This window comes from Virgibacillus ndiopensis, from assembly GCF_900187325.1.
In the GTDB taxonomy this organism is placed as follows: domain Bacteria; phylum Bacillota; class Bacilli; order Bacillales; family Amphibacillaceae; genus Virgibacillus_E; species Virgibacillus_E ndiopensis.
The window spans coordinates 252,937-276,017 of the sequence record NZ_FZMZ01000005.1 but is presented as its reverse complement, the minus strand read 5'-3'; the positions used below and the strand labels follow the sequence as shown (position 1 = coordinate 276,017).

Genomic DNA, 23,081 nt, shown 5'->3' with positions numbered 1-23,081 from the left:
CGGTTCAGTCCAGCCCATACGCCACTAACCGGGCACTTCCGCTTTAGATCTTACATAAACGGAAACTTCATGCCTTTGCCTTTTTTACCTTTTTGCATATTGGTCATTTGCTTCATCATTTTCTTCATTTCACCAAATTGCTTGAGTAAGCGGTTGACCTGTGAAACGGAAGTTCCAGACCCTTTAGCTATTCGTTTTTTTCGACTTGCATTCATGATGTCGGGGTCTTGCCGCTCTTTTTTTGTCATTGATTGAATAATCGCTTCAACGGAAGTTAGCTGGCTTTCATCAATTTGGGCATTTTTTAACCCTTTCATTTTCCCTGCACCTGGAATCATGGATAGAATATCTTCCAAAGGTCCCATTTTCTTCACTTGGCCCATTTGCTCCAAGAAGTCATCAAAAGTAAAAGATGCTGTACGCATTTTTTCTTCTAACTCTTTAGCTTGCTTTTCATCCACATTTGTTTGTGCTTTTTCAATCAATGATAGTACATCACCCATACCAAGAATACGTGATGCCATTCGTTCTGGATGAAATGCTTCCAATTGATCAAGCTTCTCACCCATCCCAGCAAATTTAATCGGTTTATCGGTTACTGCTTTAATTGACAATGCAGCACCACCACGCGTATCACCATCAAGTTTGGTCAAAACAACACCCGAGATGTCTAATTGTTCGTTAAAGCTTTCAGCTACATTAACTGCATCCTGACCTGTCATAGAATCGACAACCAAGAAAATCTCATCTGGTTTTACCGATGATTTAATATTCTGTAACTCGTCCATTAATTCATTATCAATGTGCAAACGACCTGCTGTATCAATGATCACATAGTCATTATGTTCTTCTTTCGCTTTCTCAATTGCTTTTGTCGCAATATCAACTGGATTTGCTTCTGTTCCCATTGAAAATACTGGCATGTTTAATTGTGTCCCCAGTGTTTCCAATTGCTGAATAGCTGCCGGGCGATAAACGTCACATGCTACAAGTAAAGGTGAACGATTATGTTTTTTCCGTAGTAAATTTGCAAGTTTACCAGTGGTTGTTGTTTTACCTGCACCTTGTAAACCTACCATCATAATAACTGTCGGTGCACGATCGGCAACTGCAATTTTACTTTGCTCGCCACCCATAAGATCGGTCAATTCTTCTTTTACTACTTTAATAACCTGTTGTCCAGGCGTAAGACTTTCCATAACTTCCTGCCCAACAGCACGTTCTTTAATCCGTTTTATTAAATCCTTAACAACTTTAAAGTTTACATCAGCCTCAAGTAAAGCAAGACGAACCTCGCGAGTCATTTCTTTAACGTCTTGTTCACTTACTTTACCTTTACCAGTGATTTTTTTTATCGTACTTTGCAGGCGGTCGGCTAAGCCTTCAAATGCCATAGAAGGTGTCCCCCTAATCTAATTCTTTTAATTGATTTATCATGCTTAATAATTCATTATTAGTCTTGTCTTCTACTAGCGATTGTTCAATCTTTTCTAACAGATCTGCACGCTTCTCAAACTTTTCGTATAAGTGCAATTTCTTTTCATAAGAATCAAGCATAGATTCTGTACGTTTAATATTATCATATACCGCTTGTCTCGACACTTGCGATAATTCGGATATCTCACCAAGTGAATAGTCCTCTAAATAATACATTTCCATGTAGCTTCGTTGCTTGGGGGTTAATAATGCTTGATAAAAATCAAATAAATAATTAACTCGCGTTGTCTTGTCCAGCAATCCATCCACCCCTCATAAACGTGTTAAGTGAAATACCTTTACAAATTATAGTACCATTATTCATCGCTTTCTTCAAGCAAATCGGCAAACAACCCGTATACAAAAGCATGTGCATTAAACGCTTGTAAATCAGTTACCTGCTCACCTAGCCCTACAAATTTAACAGGAATATTTAATTCATTACGAATCGCAAGCACAATACCACCTTTTGCAGTACCGTCAAGCTTCGTTAAGACAATCCCTGAGACATCAGTAGCCTCTGAAAATGTTTTTGCCTGACTCATAGCATTTTGACCTGTTGTCGCATCTAACACGAGCAATACTTCATGTGGTGCACCAGGAATTTCTTTTTCAATAACACGTTTTACTTTAGATAGCTCGTTCATTAGGTTTACTTTATTTTGTAGCCTTCCAGCTGTGTCACATAATAGTACATCAGCATCACGTGACTTGGCTGCTTTGATACCATCGAAAATAACGGCAGCCGGGTCACTACCGGCACTCTGTTTAATCACATCAACTTCAGCGCGTTCGCCCCACACTTCAAGCTGTTCAATTGCACCTGCACGGAAAGTATCACCCGCAGCTAATACAACTTTCTTTCCTTCCTCTTTCAATTTATGCGCCATTTTCCCAATTGACGTTGTCTTACCAACTCCATTTACACCCACAACTAAAATAACGGTTAAATTGTTTTCCTGGATATTTAATTCTTCCATTTCTTCATCATCGTCACCATAATAGATTTCAACTAGCTTTTCAGAGATGACTTCCTTAACTTCCTTTGTGTCTTTAATGTTTTGGCGTTTTACTTCCATTTTCAACTCATCAATTAAATCCATGACTGTCGTAACACCAACGTCTGCTGAAATTAACACTTCTTCCAATTCCTCAAAGAAATCCTCATCAACTTTGCGGTAGCGGGCAATTAGGTCATTAATTTTTCCAGAAAATGAATTTCTTGTTTTAGCCATGCCTTCTTTATATTTCGTTGACACTTCTTCTTTGTCATTTTGTTTGAATTTATTTTTTAACTTATCCATGAAACCCATAGCATTCTATCCCTTCATTTAAGCTTTAACTAATTCTTTTGTATCTTCAAGACGAACAGAAACTAAACGTGAGACCCCTGACTCCTGCATGGTAACTCCATAAAGTACATCCGCTTCTTCCATTGTACCTTTACGGTGTGTAATCACAATAAATTGTGTGTGCTCACTATATACTTTTACATATTTGGCAAAGCGTGCAACATTTGCTTCATCAAGAGCAGCTTCTACTTCATCAAGTACACAGAATGGTACCGGTCGAACACGTAAAATGGCAAATAACAGAGCAATGGCGGTTAATGCCCGTTCCCCACCTGACAATAATCCTAGGTGCTGCAATTTTTTCCCTGGTGGTTCTGCAACGATATCCACACCTGTTTCAAGTAAATTTTTCGGATCAGTTAATTTCAATTCTGCACGTCCACCACCGAATAACTCTTTAAACACAATTTCAAATTCAGCCTTAATTGCAGAAAAGGTTGTTTCAAAACGATTCTCCATTTCTTCATCCATCTCACCGATGACAGTATGCAATGTTTGTTTCGCTTGAACGAGATCATCCCTTTGTGCAGAAAGGAATGTATACCGCTCGGAAATACGCTCATATTCATCAATTGCACCAAGATTGACAGTTCCCAGTCGCTCAATCGATTGTTTAATCTGTTTTACATTATTCTTGGCTTGTTCTGTATCCGTAGCCTTTTTATACGTTTCTTTTGCCCGTTCGAAAGTCAATGTATATTCGTTCTGTAGGTGTGATAAGCGATTTTCAAGATCAACATCAAGTCGATTTGCTCGTACCTCTTTTCTTTGTATAACTTGTATATAGTCCTGATGTTTTTTATTTTCTTCTTTTAATTCTCGCTCTTGATCTTGAATTAGCTGTGTCCGTTCAGATCTATCTGCCCGTTTTTGTTGAATCTCAGCTGTGATTTTATCTTTAGCCACTTGCTTTTCCTTTATTTGTTCGTCAATTTCCTCTTCAGTAACCTCGCTTTGTTTAAGTTCTACTAGTTCCTCTAGTCGTTGTGTAAACTGATCATATTGTCCGTTTAGTTCATCTACCTGTGATTGTAGTCCGTTTGTTTTCTCACGCTGACTTTTTAAACGTTCTTCCTGTTCTGCCAATGTGACTTGATATTGATGGAATTCATGCTGTAATTGTTCCTGATTCTCTTTAAATTGTGAATCTTGTTCGCTTAATTCATCAATTTGTTTTTGGATTGATGTTAAGTGGCGTTCAATCTCACTTAATTCTTCTGACAGCTTAAAATCTCGTTTTTGTAATTCATCAGTATCTGAATCAAATTGTTGTTTATCTTGATCATATAGCGTAAGATTTTCATTTAATTGGGCTAGTTTTAATTCTATTTCGTTATGTTCTGATTGTAATTTTTGTAAAGCTTGCTGTTCAATAGTCAGCTCATTTTGTTGCGTTTCTAAGTTCGCTTCCTGCTTTTCAATCGTTTGTTTTTGTTCTTTTACTTTATTTTCAAAGGTTATTGCTTTCTCTTGAAATTCGTCCAACTTTATCGTAATCTCCTGTAAATCCTTATCCCTAGTAAACAAAGATTGGTTCGTTTTCTTTTGAGCTCCACCAGACATTGATCCACCGGGATTTACTACATCTCCATCTAAAGTGACGATTCGATATCTCCGCATAACGATTTTAGCAATTTCGTTAGCATCTTTTAAGGTTTTAGCTATTACAACATGACCCATTAAATGGTCAATTGCCTTTTTAAATTTTTCATCACATGAAATTAAGTTTGCTGCAATTCCAACATATCCTTGATGGTTTTCCACTTTTGCAAGAACATCTTTTGTTATATATCTAGGCTGGATTGAGCCTAATGGTAAAAATGTCGCGCGGCCTTTGTTGTTCTTCTTTAACCAAGCAATTGCTTTTCTTGCTGCCACATCATCTTGAACAACAATATGTTGTGCTTGGCCACCTAATACCGTTTCAATTGCGGTTATATATTCCTTTGGTACGTCAACCAATTCAATAACGGCGCCATGAATTGCTTCAAGCTTACGTTCTTCTCTCGCTCTTAGCACCTCTTTAACACCGAAAAAGAATCCTTGAAAATCTTCTTTCATTTCTTCGAGCATTTCTTTTTTTGACTTTAATTTCTCTAAATATTGATACCCTTGATAAAGCTTTGTCTGTGACTCTTGAAAAAGTTTTCTATTATGATCCAATTCACCTTTTAATTGTTTAATTGAAATTTCTTTATCTTGAAATTGTTGCTGTTGTTTTAGAAGGTCATTATTTGTATGCTTCTGTTTTTGATCTAATTCATCTCGGGAAGTTAAAAGATCACTAAACTTCTCTGCTTGTCTATCTTTTTTCACTGATATTTGTTGTAATTGTTGTCCAATCGATTGCTTCTCATTCCGTTTTGCCGCCTGATTGTTCAGATACTCAATATATTCCGTTTTCAATTCTTCAATTTGGTCTGCAATATTTTCTTTTTCTGTTGTTAGTTTCGCTTCTATCTGCTGAACGATTTGTTTTGTTTCATTTCGTTTCGCTGTAATATCCGATAATTTCGCCTTCTCCTCTGTTAGTTCATTCTTTATCCTTTCCATTCTATCAGAGGCTTCATTTTGCTGTGTTTCCAGTTCGGCCTTATTTTCAGCAAAGTGTTTTATTCGTTCATTTAAAACTTGCTTTCTACCTTCATGTTGTTCTAACTCCTGTGTTAAGGACAGCAATTTTGTCTGTAATGTATCAATTTGTTCATCAAGCTCCTGTATATGCTGACGCTCATTCTCAAGCTTTGCTTCTTTTTGTTGAATTATCGTTTTTAATTCAATTTCATTCATTTTCTCTTTATCGATATCGGCAAGTAATGACTGCCATTCTTCGTGAAGCTGCTCAATTTCAGCTATTAGTAGCGATACTTCCTGTTCTTTCAATCGATCTTTTTGTTTAAGGTATTCCTTTGCTGTTTCAGCCTGTTGCTCTAAAGGATCAATCTGCTGTTCAATTTCATGTATGATATCTTCTACTCTATTTAAATTCTCTTGTGTTTCGGCTAACTTATACTCCGCCTTCTTTTTACGTTGCTTATATTTTAAAACACCAGCTGCCTCTTCAAAGATGGTCCTGCGCTCTTCAGCCTTGGAACTTAAAATTTCTTCAACTTTCCCTTGGCTAATAATTGAAAACGCCTCGCGACCAAGTCCTGAATCCATAAATAAATCGACAATATCTTTTAACCTACATGATTGTTTATTAATATAAAATTCACTATCACCGGAACGGTAAACACGTCTAGTTACACTAACTTCTTCGTAATCAAGCGGTACTGCTTTGTCCGAGTTATCCAGGACAATTGTTACTTCAGCTACATTCAACGGTTTTCTTGTATCACTGCCTTGGAAAATGATATCTTCCATTTTCGACCCACGTAATGATCTCGCAGATTGCTCACCAAGCACCCAGCGCAACGCATCGGTAATATTACTCTTCCCGCTCCCGTTTGGACCAACCACTGCAGTAACTCCTGGAACAAAATCCACATTAATTCGTTCTGCAAATGACTTAAAGCCCACACTTTCTAACCGTTTTAAATACATATACATTCTCCTATCAACCCGAGTCTTGTGCCAATATCACAAACCGCCGTCCATTTTATCAAGCCAAAAATAAATTTGGCTTTTTACCGCATTTATTTTATCATAAACAGTGTAACAAAAGAAGAGCGGGGATTGATTTAGAGGCTTTATACATAAGCTTTTCTTGTTTAAAATAAAGCTCTTTTTTTATCGTTTGTTGTTATCTAGCCGCGGACAGCATACATTTTGCTCTCCTACGGGTAACCTGCGAGCTTCCTCAAACATTCTGTAGAAGCTCTTCTAATCACTATTCTCGATGGAGTTTCTGTGTATTCTGAATGCTTTGTGCATCTGAAAAAGCTCTTTCTGTTATACAAAAGCAACAAACGATTAGAACACACACTAAAATAAAATGGCGAGGTGTAGATATGAGATTAGAAAATCCTTCACAAGAAAACTTAAAGATTATTCTAGACGAATTAGCGGAACGTTTAAATGTGGTAAACCGTACCATTATGGATCCTGAAGATTATGATTTGGAAAAATACGATGAGTTAAAATTTATGTATGACATGATTAAGCAAAAAGGAAGTTTGAGTGCTTCTGAGACACAGGCTTTTATAGATGAATTGCGGTCTGTGAGGAAGGCATAACTATTAATTGAAAAAGACTGTTTTCGATGTGACCCTCAAAAGGTTTTTAATCTAACTTTTGAGGGTCAGTACATTTTCCAACATCTGAAGACCAGTCTTTTTTTGTTCTTATTCAATTAATCAATCATTAAACGTATCCAACGCTTGCTTCGCCGCGCGTTGTTCTGCTTCTTTTTTCGTACGACCAATTCCTTTACCAGAGACTTCACCTTTAATTAATACTTGTGAAACAAACTCTCTATCATGTGAAGGTCCTTTTTCTTCCACAATGTTATATTCTATCGTAGAATTTCTATATTGTTGAACTAATTCCTGCAGCTGACTTTTATAATCCATCGCATGCGAAAAAGCACCTGTACTTATTTTCGGAAAAACATAATTAGTAAGGAATTGTAATGAAACGTCAAAACCTTGATCCAAATACAATGCCCCAAGAAATGCTTCAAACGCATCTGCCAGTAGAGCTGGTCTAGAACGTCCACCAGTCTGTTCTTCACCCCTGCCAAGCAAGATGTAATCACCAAATTGTAAATCACGAGCAAAATTATTTAATGAGGGCTCACATACAATTGATGCACGTAATTTAGTCATTTCTCCTTCAGCCATAGTTGGATTGTTTCGATACAAATATTGCGAAACGCCTAATTCCAATACTGCATCTCCTAAAAATTCTAAGCGCTCATTATCCGAAAATGTCTCTTCCCGATGCTCATTCACATAAGATGAATGTGTGAAAGCCTGCTTAATCAAGTCATGGTTGTTAAACTTGATATTCAGTTGTTTTTCTAATTTTGCAACGTCCATATTGTGCCACCTACTCTGTCATTTGAGATAAGTTCTTTCATACAAAAATATATCGAAAGCCTCGCAATTTGCGAGACTTTCATATTAATATAATTAACAATGAGATATTATTGTAGTAACATCTAGCTCCGCGCGGGCTAGCGGCTACAAGACATAGACAAGTGACACTTCGAGCGCCAAACCGCTTTACGGTCCCTTGTCGATGCTTTTCGCAGCTGGACAAGCCCGCTTCGCTTTTGTATTAGGACTGTGTACTGTTTATGTAATTAACAGCATCACCAACAGTATTAATTTTTTCTGCATCTTCGTCAGCAATTTCCATGTCAAATTCATCTTCAAGCTCCATAACAAGCTCAACAACGTCTAAAGAATCAGCTTCAAGGTCATCTTTAAAAGAAGCTTCCATTGTTACTTTAGACTCTTCAACATCAAGACGATCAACGATAATATCTTTTACACGATCAAATACGTCTGCCACAATACTTCACCTCCTTTCAAATGGAATATTAATTGTTGCTGGGCAAGTCCGCTTCGCTTTTCGTTTTTACATCACCATTCCACCATCTACATGAATAGTTTGTCCAGTTATATAATTTGAATCATTTGAGGCTAGGAAGCGGACTACTTTTGCTACGTCCTCTGCTTCGCCTAATTTTGCTAGTGGAATCATAGTTAGCATACCTTCACGTTGTTCGTCTGTTAATTCATCAGTCATATCTGTAGAGATAAATCCTGGCGCAACAGCATTTACGAAAATGTTACGTGCCGCTAATTCTTTTGCAGTGGATTTGGTTAGTCCAATAACCCCAGCTTTAGCTGCAACGTAATTTGCTTGACCCGGATTACCACTTACACCAACAATCGATGCAACGTTTACGATTTTGCCACTTCTTTGTTTCATCATTTGACGAGTAACAGCTTTCGTACAAACAAATACACCTTTTAAATTCGTGTTAATAACTTGATCAAATTCCTCTTCTTTCATACGCATTAAAAGGTTGTCACGTGTAATTCCAGCATTATTAACAAGAATATCTAGGCTCCCGAACTCACCAATCACCTGTTTTACCATATCTTTTACATTTGCTTCATTCGCTACATCAGCTTGGATTTTAAACGCTTTTACACCTAATCCTTCTATTTCCTCTACAACTGCTTGTGCCTTTGCTTCACTACCTGCGTAATTTACAGCAACATTGGCACCTTGTTTCGCAAGTTCTAGCGCTATCGCTTTACCGATTCCACGTGAAGCACCTGTAACTAGAGCGCTTTTCCCTTTTAACATTAGGATTCCTCCTTAAACCAAGTTATAAACTTATCCATTGATTCTTGATCCTGAATCGCAAACGTTGGTGTTCTGCGGCTTATTTTTTTCACTAGGCCACTTAATACTTTACCATTTCCGACTTCTACAAAAGCGTCTACACCTTCGTCGAGCATGTTACGAATAGACTCCTCAAAACGAACAGGTGAATATAATTGTTTGATTAATAAATCTTTTATTTCTTCATTATCGATAACAGGAGATGCTGTTACATTTGCATAAACTGGAATACTGGCTTCATTTATCGATACCTTGTCAAGCTTTTTAGCAAATTCCTCGTTTGCAGATTTCATTAAACGGGAATGGAATGGCCCACTAACATTTAATGGCAAAACGCGTTTCGCACCAGCCTCTTTTAATATAGGGATAGCCTGTTCAATACCCTCTTTTGACCCTGAAATCACAATTTGTCCCGGACAATTTAAATTAGCAAGATCAACAACTTCATCTGAATTCATTTCGTGTAATGCAGTTTCAATTTGTTCTTGTGACAAACCCAATACTGCGGCCATTGATCCTTTACCAGCCGGGAATGCCTCTTCCATCAATTTACCACGTGTTGCCACTAATGGTAGCGCATCTTCTAGTGATAGTGCTCCTGCCGCTACTAATGCACTGTATTCACCGAGACTATGTCCAACTGCCATAACAGGTTGAATTTGTTCTTTTAAAAGTAATGTATGCACAGCGATACTTGACAATAATAGTGCTGGTTGCGCATTTTCGGTTTCTGTCAGTTTTTCCTGTGGACCTTCAAACATCAATTCCGTTAATGAAAAATCTAATAGTTGGTCTGCCTCTTGATACAGTTCCTTTATATCTGGGTAATTATCATAAAAAACTTTCCCCATCCCAACTGCTTGTGACCCCTGGCCAGGAAACATAAATGCTACGCGTTTCATTCGTTCTCCCCCTTTACTGTTTCTATGGACTCTATAGTAGTTTTAATCGTTTCGGTTACATTGTGCTCAATCATGTGACAGGCTTGCTTGATGGCACTGAAAATTGCCCGTCTGTTTGATGATCCATGCGCTTTAATAACTGGAGCAGCGAGACCAAATAAACCAGCACCTCCATATTCAGAATAATCCAGTTTCCCTTGTAGTCCTTTTAAATCACTTTTTACCATACTAGCAGCAATTTTAGTTTTCAAGGATGACATAAATGTTTGTTTTAACATCGTAAACATTGTCAATGCTGTACCTTCAATTGTTTTTAGCGTTATATTACCACTAAACCCATCCGTTACAACAACATCTGCTGCACCATCTAATAAGTCACGTGCTTCTACGTTTCCGATAAAATTAATTGGAGCATCCTTTAATTTTGTGAATGCTTTTTTTGTAAGGTCATTTCCTTTACCATCTTCTGTTCCAACATTTAATAAACCTACTGTTGGATTTTTGATTGATCGTACTTTTTCAGTATAAATAGAACCCATGATTGCATACTGGACAAGATGGTGTGCTTTTGCATCGACATTTGCTCCAACGTCTAGTAATAAAAAGCCTTTTTCATCGATTGTTGGTAAGGTAGGGCTTAGTGCAGGACGATCAATTCCTGGAATTCTTCCAACGACAAATAACCCCGAACTCATTAGAGCACCAGTATTCCCAGCGGAAATACATGCATCAGCTTTACCTTCCTTCACTTCATTTGCCATCAATACAAGCGAGGAATTTTTTTTGCGACGAACTGCTCTGACCGGTTCATCTTCTCCAGTAATCATTTCATTAGTATGAATAATATCGATATTTTTAGTATTGGTTAAAAATGATTTTATTTTTTCTTCATCACCAATTAGAGTAATGTTCAAGTTATCAATTTTGGCAATAGCATCCATAGCACCTAGCACTATTTCTTTTGGAGCATGGTCGCCTCCCATGGCATCAATTGCTATTCTCATGTTGCCTATCCCCTCTTTGTTCATTTGATCGGTACATATGAAATAACCCGGTAAAGACAACTTCATTATCAACAAAACTGTCTACACGGACAGTTGTTAAACCATTATCGTTTACCTCTTCAACAAACGCCTTAGCCACAACACGTTCGCCTTCTTTAACCTGACGTGTGAATTTCAATTCCGATTTAGCGGTTAATGCTAGTTCATCATCTATCACAGCTACTGCAAGTGAGTTTGCTTGGGCAAATAAATGATGTCCACGAGCAATATTATTGCGTGAAAAAACATGCTCTTCTTTAATTACTAAAATTGAAATTGCCCGTTTGTCTAATTCTAAATCTATAATTTCCCCAATGACTTCATCTAATGGCAGTGCCTTAACTGTTTCATTCCATTGAAAGGTCGCAACAGTCTTAATACGTTCCCGAAGCTCTGGGATAGCAAGTTCCATTCGATCAAGACGTATTGTTTGTATGCTTACAGAGAAAATTTTTGCTAATTCTTCATCTGTTATAAATGGTGTATCTTCAATAGTTTCTTTTAATAAACGTTGTCGTTCAACTTTGGTTATCTTCATTATGGCACCATCCACTAAATTCGTGTTTTATCTGTTAATATTATGACTTGGTACTAATAGTAATATATAATACCACTACTGATTATGCAAGAATCTTTTAGTCTAGTTTTTCTTTGAAGAAAGAGTCATTCTCCAACAGGACTCGTAAATTATAAAATTCCTCGTTTTCATCAAGCATATTTGTATCAATAATTTCTTGTGCGTCATTCCTTGCTGTTTCTAATGCTCGGTAATCGTGAATCATATCTGCTACCTTAAATTCAGGAATTCCGCTTTGTTTTTTACCAAAAAAGTCACCAGGTCCACGCAGCTTCAAATCTTGCTCTGATAATACAAAGCCATTATTTGTCTCGGTCATAATCCGCATCCGTTCCTTGCCTACTTCACCTTTTGGATCTGCAATTAAAATACAATAACTTTGCTTATCCCCTCGTCCAACCCTGCCTCTCAATTGGTGTAATTGGGACAAACCAAATCGTTCTGCATCATAAATAACCATGATGGTTGCATTTGGCACATTCACACCAACTTCAACGACAGTAGTTGAAACGAGTACCTGGATTTCGTTTGCAGCAAACTGTTTCATCACTCCATCTTTTTCATCCGCAGACAGTCTTCCGTGCATCAAGCCAACATTAACCGTTGGTGGGTAAAATTCTTGAAGCTGATGGAACAAATCAACTGCATTTTGTATATCCAATTTATCGGATTCCTCAATTAGTGGACAAATCACATAAGCTTGCTCCCCGACAGAAACTTGTTTCTCGATAAATTTCAATACACGATCAAGCGTATTTTCTTTTGTCCAGTACGTTTCAATTTCTTTTCTGCCTGATGGCATTTCGTCGATAACCGATACATCCATATCACCAAATGCTGTAATCGCTAATGTTCGTGGGATTGGTGTTGCTGTCATGAACAAAACATCGGGATTAAGTCCTTTATCACGTAATATCCGACGCTGTTCCACACCAAAGCGATGTTGTTCATCGACAATCGCAAACCCTAAATCTGCGAAATAAACATCGTCTTGAATCAATGCGTGTGTTCCCACTACGATATCAACTTCATGCGATTCAACCGCTGCTAAAATCTCTCTACGTTTTTTCCCTTTTACAGAACCTGTTAAAAGGACGATTTTTGCCCTGTAACCAAATAACTCCTTTAATGATTGACAATGTTGTTCTGCTAATATTTCTGTTGGTACCATTAATGCACCTTGTTTTCCTGCAGTGATGGATGCATAGAAAGCAATTGCCGCAACAGCTGTTTTTCCTGAGCCTACATCTCCTTGTAATAGACGATTCATTCGATAAGGGGATTTCATATCAGACAGAATTTGGTTCAGAGAGCGGGTTTGTGCTTTTGTTAACGGAAACGGAAAACTCTTAATAAAATCCTGCACACTCTCTGGGTCATAGTATTGAGCATTACCTTGTGTCGCCTCACGTTTAAGTTTGCGTAACAATTGCATTTTTAGCTGAAATAACAATAATTCTTCATATGTAAATCTTCTTCGTGCATGCTTCAGCAATAAACGATTTTCAGGAAAATGCATGGTCGTTATTGCTTCACTGCGAGCAGGTAATTTATAAGCTGTTAAATAGTCTGATGGTAATATTTCTTCTATTTGATTACCGTAGTCCTTTAAAGCACTCGTAATTGTTTTTTTTAATTTGATATTTGTAATGTTGCCCCTTAGTGAATAGATTGGTTGTATAGCAGCTTTATTCTCTGCGGGTCCTTTTTTATAATTACTTACCGTAATTTGCAATCGATGTGCATCCCATTTACCGGTTAAGGTCACAATATCATCAGTATTTAGTTGTTTTTTAGCAAACGCACGATTAAACATCACTGCTTTAACTGCAACATTTTCTACTTCAACCGTAAAGGTAAGACGTGATTTTCTCTTCCCATAAAAAGTGAGGGAAGGCGCATGTACTACCCTTCCCTCGATGGTAACTTTGTCATCATGAATTAATTCACTAAGTGGCTTAATCTCAAAAACATCATACCGATAGGGAAAATAATGCAGCAAATCATCTACAGTATAAACGTTGATATCTTCTAATTCCTGAGCGAATTTTTCGCCCACTCCTTTGATATTTTCTACAGATTCACTTAGCAATTTAGATCACTCTTTCGATACTGACATTCCAAATATTTTTTCCTTTAAAGTTTGACCAGTCGGTGTAGCAGCCAGGCCACCTTCTCCTGTTTCCCTCAAAGAGGACGGCATCGTTTTTCCGATTCGATACATTGCACCAATCACTTCATCACATGGAATTCTACTTGTCACTCCCGCAAGCGCCATGTCAGCAGATACAATAGCAAGTGAAGAACCTGCTGCGTTACGTTTTACACATGGAACTTCTACTAATCCCGCTACAGGATCACAGACAAGTCCAAGCATATTTTTTAACGTGATTGCAAATGCATCTGCTGATTGTTGTGGTGTCCCACCAGCCATTTCAACAATTGCAGCAGACGCCATCGCTCCCGCTGAACCAACCTCGGCCTGACAGCCTCCAGCTGCACCAGAAATGAATGCATTGTTTGCAACTACAAAGCCAAAAGCACCTGAAGTGAATAAATAACGAATCATTTGATCTCGAGTTGGATTTAATTGTTCCTTAACTGCAAACAACGTCCCAGGAACACAGCCTGCACTTCCTGCAGTAGGTGTTGCACAAATTGTCCCCATTGCAGCATTTACTTCGTTTGTTCCCATCGCTTTACTCACTGCATCCAACATTATATTGCCTGACAACGGCGTTTTTTCTTTCATATAGTTTTGGATTAAGACTGCATCACCACCAGTTAATCCAGTTACAGATTTCACACCGTTAAGACCATCCTCAACCGCCTTTTCCATAACATTTAGATTCTTTTCCATTTGCGCATATACTTCCTCGCGCGATAAATTTTTAACATCCATTTCCTGCTTAATCATTACTTCGGATATTAATATATTTTCCGTTTCAGCAATTTCTACTAATTCTTTAACAGTACGAAACATATGAAAACTCCTTTCTTGCTGCATAGATAATTAAATATATGTTAACTTGCAATTTTTGCAATCTGAATAATATGACTAGCATTCTCTAATTCTTGTAATACCGTATCTTCCAAATTTTGGTCTACCTCAATAACCATTAATGCCTCTTTTCCAACATCTTTACGGTTAACTTCCATATGACCAATATTAATTTCATATTTTGCTAGAATTTTAGTAACGGATGCAATTGCTCCAAAGCGGTCATTGTGCATAATCAATATCGCAGGATGATTACCGGATAAACGCAATTCAAAACCGTTTAACTCAGTAATCTCAACTTTTCCACCACCGATAGAAATGCCGACCAGCTCAATTTCATCTGTATCGTTTCCAATAATGAGTCGAGCAGTATTTGGGTGGTTTGTCCCAGCTGATTCTTCGATGAATTCAACATCTATATTTTTTTCCTTTGCTATATCTAACGCCTTGCTCATACGCGGATCATCCGTATCAAATCCTAGTAGTCCACCTACTAAAGCAAAATCCGTTCCATGTCCTTTATATGTCTTAGCAAACGATTCATATAAATGAATCTTTGCCCATTTAGGTTCTTCACCAAATAGATTACGTGCAGCCTTTCCAATTCTTGCAGCACCCGCTGTATGTGAACTAGAAGGTCCTATCATCACCGGACCAATAATATCAAATACCGAATTATATTTCATATATGAACACCTTCTTTTTTTGTAATCGTTTTCTCATATATTGCTCTATTATCAATTATAACAAAAACCTCTATAATAATCATTTCTGTTAGTAGGGTATTTTATCATATCTATTAGTATTTTAAGAATACTTTCAAAGCCTCTTTCATACCATGACTCATAATTTTATTATTATCTATATCATTGAGTTCTTGTTCAATGGATAACGTACTTTCTTTATTAAGAAATTCATTATTTCACGTACTACTGATTGGTTAGATTTATTATTCTCATTCATTTTTATTGAAGATGATTTCTGTATAATTCGATTGCTTTCTTCTTTTCGTTTATTGTCTCGATCTAACAAGTTCACAATCTCCGCAAAACCAAACAAAAAATGATTCCAACAATAAGGTATGATAAGAATACTGTCCAATTTGTTTCAGTGATAGGTTCATCCTCCATATAAGTGTACTCCTCATATCCTACTACTTGATCCATATTATGATTCCTAGAATGAGTCCTGCTACAATGCATATCCATCCTATAACAAAAAATGGCGCGCTGCTATGTTATTCAAAACTAAAATCCCCCCTTTTTTCTGAATCTAATTCTACATAATATGCCGGAATCCTCTAAATGAATGTGTAATTTAGTCATTGATTAATTTTTGAAATCTATAGTATTAACTCGATAACATTAACTTCACATGCAACAGCTGAAATTTACTTAATAAATGAAGACTACCGAACTTATTGATTATTAGTGAGCAACACATCGTGATTGGAAAGGCACTAAATGATCGCTTAGGAAGAGGTGTCACTTACCTCAATGGCGAGAGTACTTATACTGGGGAAGATAAAAAGGTTGTTTTCACTGTCATTACAAGACTTGAAGAAGCAAAAGTTAAAAGCATAGTTGATGACAAAGACGAGTCTGCATTCGTAGCAATCGGAAATATTCACGATATAAAAGGTGGCCGATAATTCATTACGTTTCATTTTAAGAAACCCCAAGTTGGGTTGGGGCTTCTTTTTAATAAGGATAATTATTAATATTTTAAAAACCAAATTTCCTAAATACCTCTTCATTTATATCTATAGGAAGTGCTTTTAGATAATCCATCAAACCGGTCCCGGTTAAGTTAGCACTTAATAAAATAGTTCCTATAAATAAAATTAAAATACAAACGATAAATAAGAAACACTCTTTTTTTTATAAAAAACATGGAGGAATAGAACATGACTATCGTTAATGTAAAAGATTTGCAAAATGGAGATATATTAGCAGAAGACGTCTACAGAGGAAAAACACTGATGCTTAAAAAAGGAAGCATTTTATCAAAATTATTTATCTCGAAACTGAGACAATGGGATATTACTTCCGTTGAAATTAATAATGAGAACGGTAATAATCCTGTAAGTGAAAAAGTTATAAATAATAACAATATTCCATTAAAATTTCCTCCTGATAAATCTGAATTAGAAAGGGATTTTTTAAATAACCTGTCTTATGTGGCTTATGAATATCGTTATGGTATTGCTCTCCATGAATTAACTGATTATCAATGGTTAGAAAATTTATTTATTAAATTAATGTCTGACACTACTACTTGTGAGTTAATGGAAAAACTTGGAAACTGGGACTTTTATTCATATAAACATTCATTTGATGTTTTTATACTTGGTTCATTGTTGGCGAAAAAATTAGAGATAGATAATATAGAAAACTTTGCAACTGGATGTTTATTACACGATATAGGGAAGCTGATTGTTCCTAAAAGTGTTTTAAATAAACCCTCAAGACTAAATTTGGAAGAATATAATTTAATAAAGAATCATACCGTTTTTGGGTATGATCTTTTAAAACAACATAATTTTTCGGAAGATGCAGCTATTTTAGCAAAGTATCATCACGAGCGCGTAAATGGCAGTGGTTATCCAGATGGTCTTAAAAATACCGAGATTACGGATATAGTAAAAATATTAAGTATAGTTGATGTTTATTCCGCATTAACACTTGATCGCCCTTACCGTGAAGCATATGGTTCAGCAACTGCAGAAAAAATTTTAATTAATGAATGTAAAATGGTAGGGAACTATTACTTTTACAATTTCTTTAAAATGCTAGACATTTTCCCATTAGATACGTTAGTTGAATTAACAAACGGTACTCACGCTAAAATTATTGATATAGATGATAAGCTCCCAACCTTCCCAATTCTCGAAGGTACCAATGATTCAAATCAATTTAAGAAATATGAGATACCTCTTGATAGATCAATTAAAGTTAAAAATGTTATCGAGTTCTAAAAGAATTTAATAAATATTTTAGCAAAAGCCCTTACTGATTGGTAAGGGCTTTTTTGAACCTGCTAATCAACCATAATGTTTCTTTTTTTCAGTTCTTGCCTTATCAGCTTAATAAAATCTAAGTTTAATCTTTGTTGTTTGGCTTTGTAATAAGCTTCTACAAGAAGTTCATTAGATATTTTTTCCATAGCCAAATAGTAAAATAAAGCTCCTTATTATAGTTTGAGAACAAAAACAACCGCTTATAGAGTACTATAGTCCTATTTATTTTCAACCATTATGCTTTTATAGATAAACTCCCTCTCTTTTAGGAGGGGATATTACTTATTATAAATAAAACAAACCCTAGGAGAGAAATCACATGCTATACTACAATATACTTTGATGAACTTCTAGTTACGCATATTTTTTAATGAACTTCAAAAACTAATTTTGAAGTTAGGATATGAATGACCCCCTTTTTTGCCCACCACCATCAGCCAATAAACTAATTTAGCTATATCTTTTCTCAATGATCATACCTCCTATGACTTAATTAATTGAGCCAAGCAAAAAATTACGTTCGCTCTAATTTTTTATTACAACTTAATCTTCTAGCAAACTTCTCTTTTCTTTTATCACATGCCTGCCGTAAATTATTAAACTAATTAAGTCATAGACTGGTATGTTATTTTTGTTTTGAGCTAATCGCGATTTGTTCTCATCTCCTTATAGTCGGTGTTTTTATCGTAATGCGACGATAGATAATACCTTTCTTTTTTGCTTCTATTAATTTGAAAGCAATTGAAACTGATTTCATATCTCTTTCTGTAAGAAACATTTCATTGAAAAATAAAAATTACCTTGCATAAAATCAATTCTTCAGAAAAAGAATAAAACTAGAAAGGTGATAAAAATGAATTCATACTCCGACTTAACAAAAAAGATGAACGAACAATTAATAAATGCTAATCAAGATAAGATCAACATATGGAAAGAATATGTTTTATTTGACTGGCATTGGTGGTTTGGTGTCTTACTTGCAATTGTTCCTATTATTTTATGGATTAAATTTCGAGATAAAAATTTGACCGTAGTATTATTACTCGCAGGGTTAACCTCTGCAATTTTATCAGCATACTTTGATACAACATTTCTATTTTTCGGTTTGTTTGATTATAGATATGAAGTAACTCCTATGGGTCCAAATTATTTACCTTGGAATTTTTGTTTTATTCCAGTATTAATAATGTTCACAGTTCAATTGTTTAGTAAAATCAACATTTATTTAAAAGGCGTTATTCTTTCTGCATTGGTCTCATTTATTGGACTCCCAATATTAAGTTGGATGAGAATTTTCAATTTAATAAATTGGAATTACTTTTATTCGTTTATTGTTTTTTTCACTATATTTTCCCTTTCTTATCAAATGAGTAAAATCGCAAAGTTTATTACTAAATAATTATCTTTGCTAATTCCTTTAAACTGCGAGTTATATCTACTACTTCCATATTTTTATTTTCATATCTTCTATCCGAGCGAATAAGCTGCAAATAATTAATCATTACAAGGGTGTCTTTGTCCGGGTGGTCTCTTCTCCATTTGCTGACCTTTGACCTGATATAAGTCACTTTCTGTCCTGATTTGTCATAGATATGTAGATTCATGTTGCTAAGAAGCATTGGAAAAGTTGCTCCAATCCTTTTCACTAAAATATTGTTTGGGATTCTCATTTTATGCCCATCAATTCTCCCTAACATAGAAAGAATTCGTTTATTAATAGATTCATCGCCCATTTCACATCTGCATTGTATTAGAATTAGTAAGGTATAAAAGGATGTTATTATGACATATTTTGATAAAGTAAATAAATTGTGTGATGAGAGGGTTTCAATTAATATTTGGAAAAATCACTAGGTTATTCCAAAAACACTTTATACCGATTAAAACACAAACTCCTGTGGCTAATAAACTTTAATCAATAGCGGACTACTTTGACGTATCTACAGACTACCTACCGGGACGAACTGATAAGAAGAGGATACTATGACTTAACAGAAATGGATGAACAAGACATCCAAAATGAACTCCAAAAGATGATTGATAGTATGGATAATACTACTGGATTTGCCTTGGACACAGTAAAACAAGTATTACATTAGACACTTACTCTCATTTAACAGAAAAATGAGAAATGCTACTGTAGATCTGTTCGAAAACCTCATGAATCAATAACTCCCCACCGCAAACTGAATTACGGTGGAGGAACACACTTCAATTTTAATTAAAAACTCCATAAACATTGATATGATTGACTTCTAAAAAGTTTGCCTCTATAATAATCATTTGTGGATTATATGATAATTATAATCGGGTGGGAGAGGGATAGAAAGAATTATGAGGAGATAACATGCCTTATAACGGTAATAATGCGATATCAAACGCTACAAAAGGTAAATGGCGTACAGAAATCATTGCTGGATTAGTTGGTTACCTTACAACAGTTTACATTGTTGTTGTAAATGGGTCGATCCTGAATGAGGCGGGAGTTTCGCTAGAGAGTGGAATGCTTGCTACTATTCTAGCAAGCTTTGTTGGTACAATCCTTATGGGACTTTTCGCTAACCTGCCATTAATTTTAATTCCAGGGATGGGAATTAACGCACTTTTTGCCTATTCAATCGTTGAAGGAACAGGTCTTACGTTTCAGGAAGGATTAGCAGTTGTATTAATTGCATCTATCATTTTTCTAATCACAGCATTCAGCAAGTTAGGAGTACTGTTAAAAGAAGCGATTCCTGATTCGTTAAAGCATGCAATTACAGTAGGCTTAGGTTTTTTCTTAATCCTAATCGGTTTAGAAAAAAGCGGTCTTGTTGTAAGTGGAGAGCACACAATTATTGCTATTGGTGATTTCACTTCCCCTACGTTTATCGTTAGTTTGTTAACATTGTTTTTAGCGATATTTTTATTTATTAAAAATGTTCCTGCAAACTTTCTGATTACAATGATTGGTGGAACAGTACTTGCATATGTTTTTGGAATACTTGATACCGGAAATAGCACTATGACTGTTCATGTAGATGAGTTTATGTGGGTACCGTCGTTTACAGCACTAGATAATTTGTCGTTTTGGCTAGCGATTTTTCCATTAGCGATGATCCTTATTTTTGAGAATATGGGGTTGTTAAATGGACAGCTTCAGATGCTTAAGCGAGATAATAGTTATAGCAAGTCATATCAGGTTACCGCTTTTTCATCGCTTGTATGTGCCTTTTTAGGAACGTCACCAACCGTTTCAGCGGCAGAAAATGCAGCTGTAATCGCATCCAAAGGGAAGACCGGTAAAGCTGCTATTATAGCTGGTTTATTATTTTTGGCAACCATTTTTATTATTCCATGGATATCAATGATTCCAAACACAGCTATTAGTCCGATTTTAATTATCGTCGGAGTATTGATGGCCCAGAATATTCGCCACATATCACTCGATGATTTGTCAGAAGCATTACCAGCATTTCTAATTGCTGTGATGATTCCATTTACGTATAGTATTGCCGATGGAATGGCGTTTGGTTTTATTGCATATCCAATTGTTAAAATTGCACTTGGTAAGCAGAGAGAATTATCAACAGCATTGATAGTCATTTCATCACTGTTTTTGTTTGATTTTCTTATGAAGATTGTTGGGTTATAAATATAGTTAAGCTGTCCAGTTTTGGGCAGCTTTTTTTACTGCCCCAAAAAATTATAGAGCCGTATCACAAGTGATAAGGCTCTATATAAATGCTTTATTCAACTGAGAAAATATACGAATAAATTGGTTGATTTCCGTTATGGACTTCTACCTCAACATCCTCATATGTTGCTTCCACAAAATCGACAAGCTCGCCAATCTCTTCCTCATTAACATCCTCACCATACAAAATGGTAAGAATTTCGTCATCCTCTGTAATCAATTCAGCAAGCAGCGCTTTGACTGTTTCAACCTTATCTTGATGACTTGCTGTAATTTTACCATCAGCAATACCCATGAAATTTCCATTTTCAATTGTAATGCCATCGATTTGCGTATCGCGAACAGCATATGTAACCTGTCCAGTTTTAACCTGTGATCCTGCTTGATCCATCGTTTCTTTGTTTTCCGTTATGTCTGCTTCTGGATGGAATACAAGCATTGCACTGATCCCCTGTGGAATTGTTTTTGTCGGTACAACTTGAACATTCTCTTCTGCTATTTTTGCAGCTTGTTCGGCAGCCATAATAATGTTTTTGTTATTTGGTAAAATTAGTATGTTTTTAGCATTTGCTTCTTTAATTGCATCAGAAATATCTTGTGTGCTTGGGTTCATCGTTTGACCACCTTCTATTACAACGGTAGCTCCAAGACTTTCTAGCAAAGTTTTCAAACCTTTACCCATTGCAACTGTCACAATTGCATATTCGACTTTTTCTTTTGGTGTTGCATTAACATCTTTTTCACCAACAATTGACGTATGCTGTTCACGCATATTCTCGATTTTCATATTGATCAGACTACCGTAGCGTTGACCAATTGTCATAACCGTACCGGGATATTCTGCATGAACATGAACTTTAACAATCTCATCATCAGCTACTACCAATAAAGAATCGCCATGTTCACTTAATTCATTACGGAAAGCTTCTTCACTAAAAGGATTTTCATCCATTTTATCCTTTTCAAATTTAACCATAAATTCTGTACAATATCCGAATTTGATATCTGCAGTATCCATAAAGTCCTGGGCAATTTTATGATGTTCTGCATTTACCATATCGTCCATTTCTACATCACTAGCATCCTCCGGGAGTTCTTCTCCCTTCAATGTAGCCAGAAATCCTTCATAAATGGTAACTAAGCCTTGCCCGCCAGAGTCCACCACACCAACTTCTTTCAATACTGGTAATAAGTCTGGTGTGCGTTTTAACGATGCTTTTGCCTCTCTTAAAACTTTTTCCATTAAAACAATTACATCATTTTCCCGTTTCGCCTCTTTAACTGCAAGCTTTGCTGCATCTTTAGCGACCGTTAATATCGTACCTTCAACAGGTTTCATAACTGCTTTATAGGCTGTGGTTACACCACTGTCAAACGCATTTGCTAAATCCTGAGCTGTTAATTCCTGCTTTTTCTCAATACCTTTTGCAAAGCCGCGGAATAACTGCGAAAGAATAACCCCTGAATTACCTCTTGCACCCATTAATAACCCTTTAGCAAAAGCCTGAGCAACAACTGATGCATCATCAGATTGAGTTTTCTTAACCTCTTTAGCACCAGATGTCATGGATAAATTCATATTTGTACCTGTATCGCCATCCGGAACGGGAAATACATTTAGTGCATCAATTTTTTTAGCATTATTCGTTAAATGGTGCGCTCCTGAGAGTACCATTTGTGCAAAAGTCTTGCCATCTAACGTTCGTACCGTCACTACTACTTCCTCCTT

General features: G+C 36.1%; 22 protein-coding genes and 1 pseudogene. 6 read left to right on the top strand and 17 right to left on the bottom strand.

Annotated elements, in window-relative coordinates; genetic code table 11:
- Positions 1–50: 50 nt before the first annotated feature.
- From ffh to smc, 4 genes are read right to left on the bottom strand one after another with little or no spacing between them, the layout of a single operon-like run.
- Positions 51–1,394, bottom strand: coding sequence for a signal recognition particle protein (gene ffh, locus CS937_RS08635; protein ID WP_099158068.1), 1,344 nt, complete (start codon positions 1,392–1,394; stop codon positions 51–53).
- 13 nt (positions 1,395–1,407) lie between these two features.
- A complete protein-coding gene (locus CS937_RS08630; protein ID WP_099158067.1) occupies positions 1,408–1,737 on the bottom strand; it encodes a putative DNA-binding protein in 330 nt (109 codons plus the stop codon).
- Between the two features lie 56 nt (positions 1,738–1,793).
- Positions 1,794–2,789, bottom strand: coding sequence for a signal recognition particle-docking protein FtsY (gene ftsY / locus CS937_RS08625; RefSeq protein WP_099158066.1), 996 nt, complete (start codon positions 2,787–2,789; stop codon positions 1,794–1,796).
- 18 nt (positions 2,790–2,807) lie between these two features.
- The gene (gene smc, locus CS937_RS08620; protein ID WP_099158065.1) at positions 2,808–6,374 is read right to left on the bottom strand and encodes a chromosome segregation protein SMC; all 3,567 of its coding nucleotides are present in this window, start codon (positions 6,372–6,374) and stop codon (positions 2,808–2,810) included.
- Between the two features lie 407 nt (positions 6,375–6,781).
- On the opposite strand from smc, the gene CS937_RS08615 reads away from it, so the two are divergent.
- Positions 6,782–7,006, top strand: coding sequence for a DUF1128 domain-containing protein (locus tag CS937_RS08615; protein WP_099158843.1), 225 nt, complete (start codon positions 6,782–6,784; stop codon positions 7,004–7,006).
- Between the two features lie 120 nt (positions 7,007–7,126).
- On the opposite strand, the gene rnc is transcribed toward CS937_RS08615, so the two are convergent.
- The 10 genes from rnc to CS937_RS19440 form a co-directional block, all read right to left on the bottom strand.
- A complete protein-coding gene (gene rnc, locus CS937_RS08610; RefSeq protein WP_099158064.1) occupies positions 7,127–7,810 on the bottom strand; it encodes a ribonuclease III in 684 nt (227 codons plus the stop codon).
- A gap of 241 nt (positions 7,811–8,051) precedes the next feature.
- Complete coding sequence (gene acpP, locus CS937_RS08605; RefSeq protein ID WP_099158063.1) at positions 8,052–8,288, bottom strand: acyl carrier protein; 237 nt, start codon at positions 8,286–8,288, stop codon at positions 8,052–8,054.
- A 66-nt stretch (positions 8,289–8,354) separates the two neighbouring features.
- Positions 8,355–9,095 (bottom strand): 3-oxoacyl-[acyl-carrier-protein] reductase, encoded by a 741-nt coding sequence (fabG, locus tag CS937_RS08600; RefSeq protein ID WP_099158062.1) that lies wholly within the window; start codon positions 9,093–9,095, stop codon positions 8,355–8,357.
- The gene (gene fabD / locus CS937_RS08595) at positions 9,095–10,036 is read right to left on the bottom strand and encodes an ACP S-malonyltransferase (RefSeq protein ID WP_099158061.1); all 942 of its coding nucleotides are present in this window, start codon (positions 10,034–10,036) and stop codon (positions 9,095–9,097) included. Before fabD ends, fabG begins: the two co-directional genes overlap by 1 nt.
- A complete protein-coding gene (gene plsX / locus CS937_RS08590) occupies positions 10,033–11,040 on the bottom strand; it encodes a phosphate acyltransferase PlsX (RefSeq protein ID WP_099158060.1) in 1,008 nt (335 codons plus the stop codon). Before plsX ends, fabD begins: the two co-directional genes overlap by 4 nt.
- Positions 11,024–11,617 (bottom strand): transcription factor FapR, encoded by a 594-nt coding sequence (fapR, locus tag CS937_RS08585; protein WP_099158059.1) that lies wholly within the window; start codon positions 11,615–11,617, stop codon positions 11,024–11,026. The genes plsX and fapR overlap by 17 nt, the downstream gene beginning before the upstream one ends.
- Positions 11,618–11,714: 97 nt before the next feature.
- Entirely contained in the window at positions 11,715–13,748 is a 2,034-nt protein-coding gene (gene recG / locus CS937_RS08580; RefSeq protein WP_099158058.1) for an ATP-dependent DNA helicase RecG, read from the bottom strand.
- A 6-nt stretch (positions 13,749–13,754) separates the two neighbouring features.
- A complete protein-coding gene (gene sdaAA, locus CS937_RS08575) occupies positions 13,755–14,639 on the bottom strand; it encodes an L-serine ammonia-lyase, iron-sulfur-dependent, subunit alpha (protein WP_099158057.1) in 885 nt (294 codons plus the stop codon).
- Between the two features lie 41 nt (positions 14,640–14,680).
- Positions 14,681–15,343: an L-serine ammonia-lyase, iron-sulfur-dependent subunit beta gene (sdaAB, locus tag CS937_RS08570; RefSeq protein ID WP_099158056.1), complete on the bottom strand. Its 663-nt coding sequence runs from the start codon at positions 15,341–15,343 to the stop codon at positions 14,681–14,683.
- A gap of 175 nt (positions 15,344–15,518) precedes the next feature.
- A complete protein-coding gene (locus CS937_RS19440; protein ID WP_176555798.1) occupies positions 15,519–15,689 on the bottom strand; it encodes a hypothetical protein in 171 nt (56 codons plus the stop codon).
- Between the two features lie 391 nt (positions 15,690–16,080).
- On the opposite strand from CS937_RS19440, the pseudogene CS937_RS08565 reads away from it, so the two are divergent.
- Positions 16,081–16,308 (top strand): annotated as a pseudogene (locus CS937_RS08565) (YitT family protein); the annotation flags it as partial.
- A 255-nt stretch (positions 16,309–16,563) separates the two neighbouring features.
- Positions 16,564–17,634 carry an HD-GYP domain-containing protein gene (locus CS937_RS08560; RefSeq protein WP_099158054.1) on the top strand — a complete coding sequence of 357 codons (1,071 nt, stop codon included), beginning with the start codon at positions 16,564–16,566 and terminating at the stop codon, positions 17,632–17,634.
- 62 nt (positions 17,635–17,696) lie between these two features.
- Here CS937_RS08560 and sda read toward each other — a convergent pair whose 3' ends face one another.
- On the bottom strand, positions 17,697–17,822 hold the full coding sequence (gene sda, locus CS937_RS08555) for a sporulation histidine kinase inhibitor Sda (RefSeq protein WP_099158842.1): 126 nt from the start codon (positions 17,820–17,822) through the stop codon (positions 17,697–17,699).
- 707 nt (positions 17,823–18,529) lie between these two features.
- Here sda and CS937_RS08550 point away from each other — a divergent pair.
- Entirely contained in the window at positions 18,530–19,075 is a 546-nt protein-coding gene (locus CS937_RS08550; RefSeq protein ID WP_099158053.1) for a CBO0543 family protein, read from the top strand.
- Here CS937_RS08550 and CS937_RS08545 read toward each other — a convergent pair.
- Positions 19,068–19,409, bottom strand: a complete 342-nt coding sequence (locus CS937_RS08545; RefSeq protein WP_099158052.1) for a DnaB-like helicase C-terminal domain-containing protein — start codon at positions 19,407–19,409, stop codon at positions 19,068–19,070. The two genes, CS937_RS08550 and CS937_RS08545, sit on opposite strands and share 8 nt — an antisense overlap.
- 198 nt (positions 19,410–19,607) lie before the next feature.
- Here CS937_RS08545 and CS937_RS19435 point away from each other — a divergent pair, with 198 nt between their 5' ends.
- On the top strand, positions 19,608–19,775 hold the full coding sequence (locus tag CS937_RS19435) for a hypothetical protein (protein ID WP_176555797.1): 168 nt from the start codon (positions 19,608–19,610) through the stop codon (positions 19,773–19,775).
- 248 nt (positions 19,776–20,023) lie between these two features.
- On the top strand, positions 20,024–21,310 hold the full coding sequence (locus tag CS937_RS08540) for an NCS2 family permease (protein WP_099158051.1): 1,287 nt from the start codon (positions 20,024–20,026) through the stop codon (positions 21,308–21,310).
- Between the two features lie 94 nt (positions 21,311–21,404).
- Here CS937_RS08540 and CS937_RS08535 read toward each other — a convergent pair whose 3' ends face one another.
- A complete protein-coding gene (locus CS937_RS08535) occupies positions 21,405–23,066 on the bottom strand; it encodes a DAK2 domain-containing protein (protein ID WP_176555796.1) in 1,662 nt (553 codons plus the stop codon).
- Positions 23,067–23,081: the final 15 nt, after the last annotated feature.

Bases quoted from the DNA above. Each gene is read 5' to 3' on its own strand.
- ffh (WP_099158068.1), bottom strand. From the start codon at position 1,394: ATGGCATTTGAAGGCTTAGCCGACCGCCTGCAAAGTACGATAAAAAAA.
- ftsY (WP_099158066.1), bottom strand. From the start codon at position 2,789: ATGGGTTTCATGGATAAGTTAAAAAATAAATTCAAACAAAATGACAAA.
- smc (WP_099158065.1), bottom strand. From the start codon at position 6,374: ATGTATTTAAAACGGTTAGAAAGTGTGGGCTTTAAGTCATTTGCAGAA.
- CS937_RS08615 (WP_099158843.1), top strand. From the start codon at position 6,782: ATGAGATTAGAAAATCCTTCACAAGAAAACTTAAAGATTATTCTAGAC.
- rnc (WP_099158064.1), bottom strand. From the start codon at position 7,810: ATGGACGTTGCAAAATTAGAAAAACAACTGAATATCAAGTTTAACAAC.
- fabG (WP_099158062.1), bottom strand. From the start codon at position 9,095: ATGTTAAAAGGGAAAAGCGCTCTAGTTACAGGTGCTTCACGTGGAATC.
- fabD (WP_099158061.1), bottom strand. From the start codon at position 10,036: ATGAAACGCGTAGCATTTATGTTTCCTGGCCAGGGGTCACAAGCAGTT.
- plsX (WP_099158060.1), bottom strand. From the start codon at position 11,040: ATGAGAATAGCAATTGATGCCATGGGAGGCGACCATGCTCCAAAAGAA.
- fapR (WP_099158059.1), bottom strand. From the start codon at position 11,617: ATGAAGATAACCAAAGTTGAACGACAACGTTTATTAAAAGAAACTATT.
- sdaAA (WP_099158057.1), bottom strand. From the start codon at position 14,639: ATGTTTCGTACTGTTAAAGAATTAGTAGAAATTGCTGAAACGGAAAAT.
- sdaAB (WP_099158056.1), bottom strand. From the start codon at position 15,343: ATGAAATATAATTCGGTATTTGATATTATTGGTCCGGTGATGATAGGA.
- CS937_RS08560 (WP_099158054.1), top strand. From the start codon at position 16,564: ATGACTATCGTTAATGTAAAAGATTTGCAAAATGGAGATATATTAGCA.
- sda (WP_099158842.1), bottom strand. From the start codon at position 17,822: ATGGAAAAAATATCTAATGAACTTCTTGTAGAAGCTTATTACAAAGCC.
- CS937_RS08550 (WP_099158053.1), top strand. From the start codon at position 18,530: ATGAATTCATACTCCGACTTAACAAAAAAGATGAACGAACAATTAATA.
- CS937_RS08545 (WP_099158052.1), bottom strand. From the start codon at position 19,409: ATGGGCGATGAATCTATTAATAAACGAATTCTTTCTATGTTAGGGAGA.
- CS937_RS08540 (WP_099158051.1), top strand. From the start codon at position 20,024: ATGCCTTATAACGGTAATAATGCGATATCAAACGCTACAAAAGGTAAA.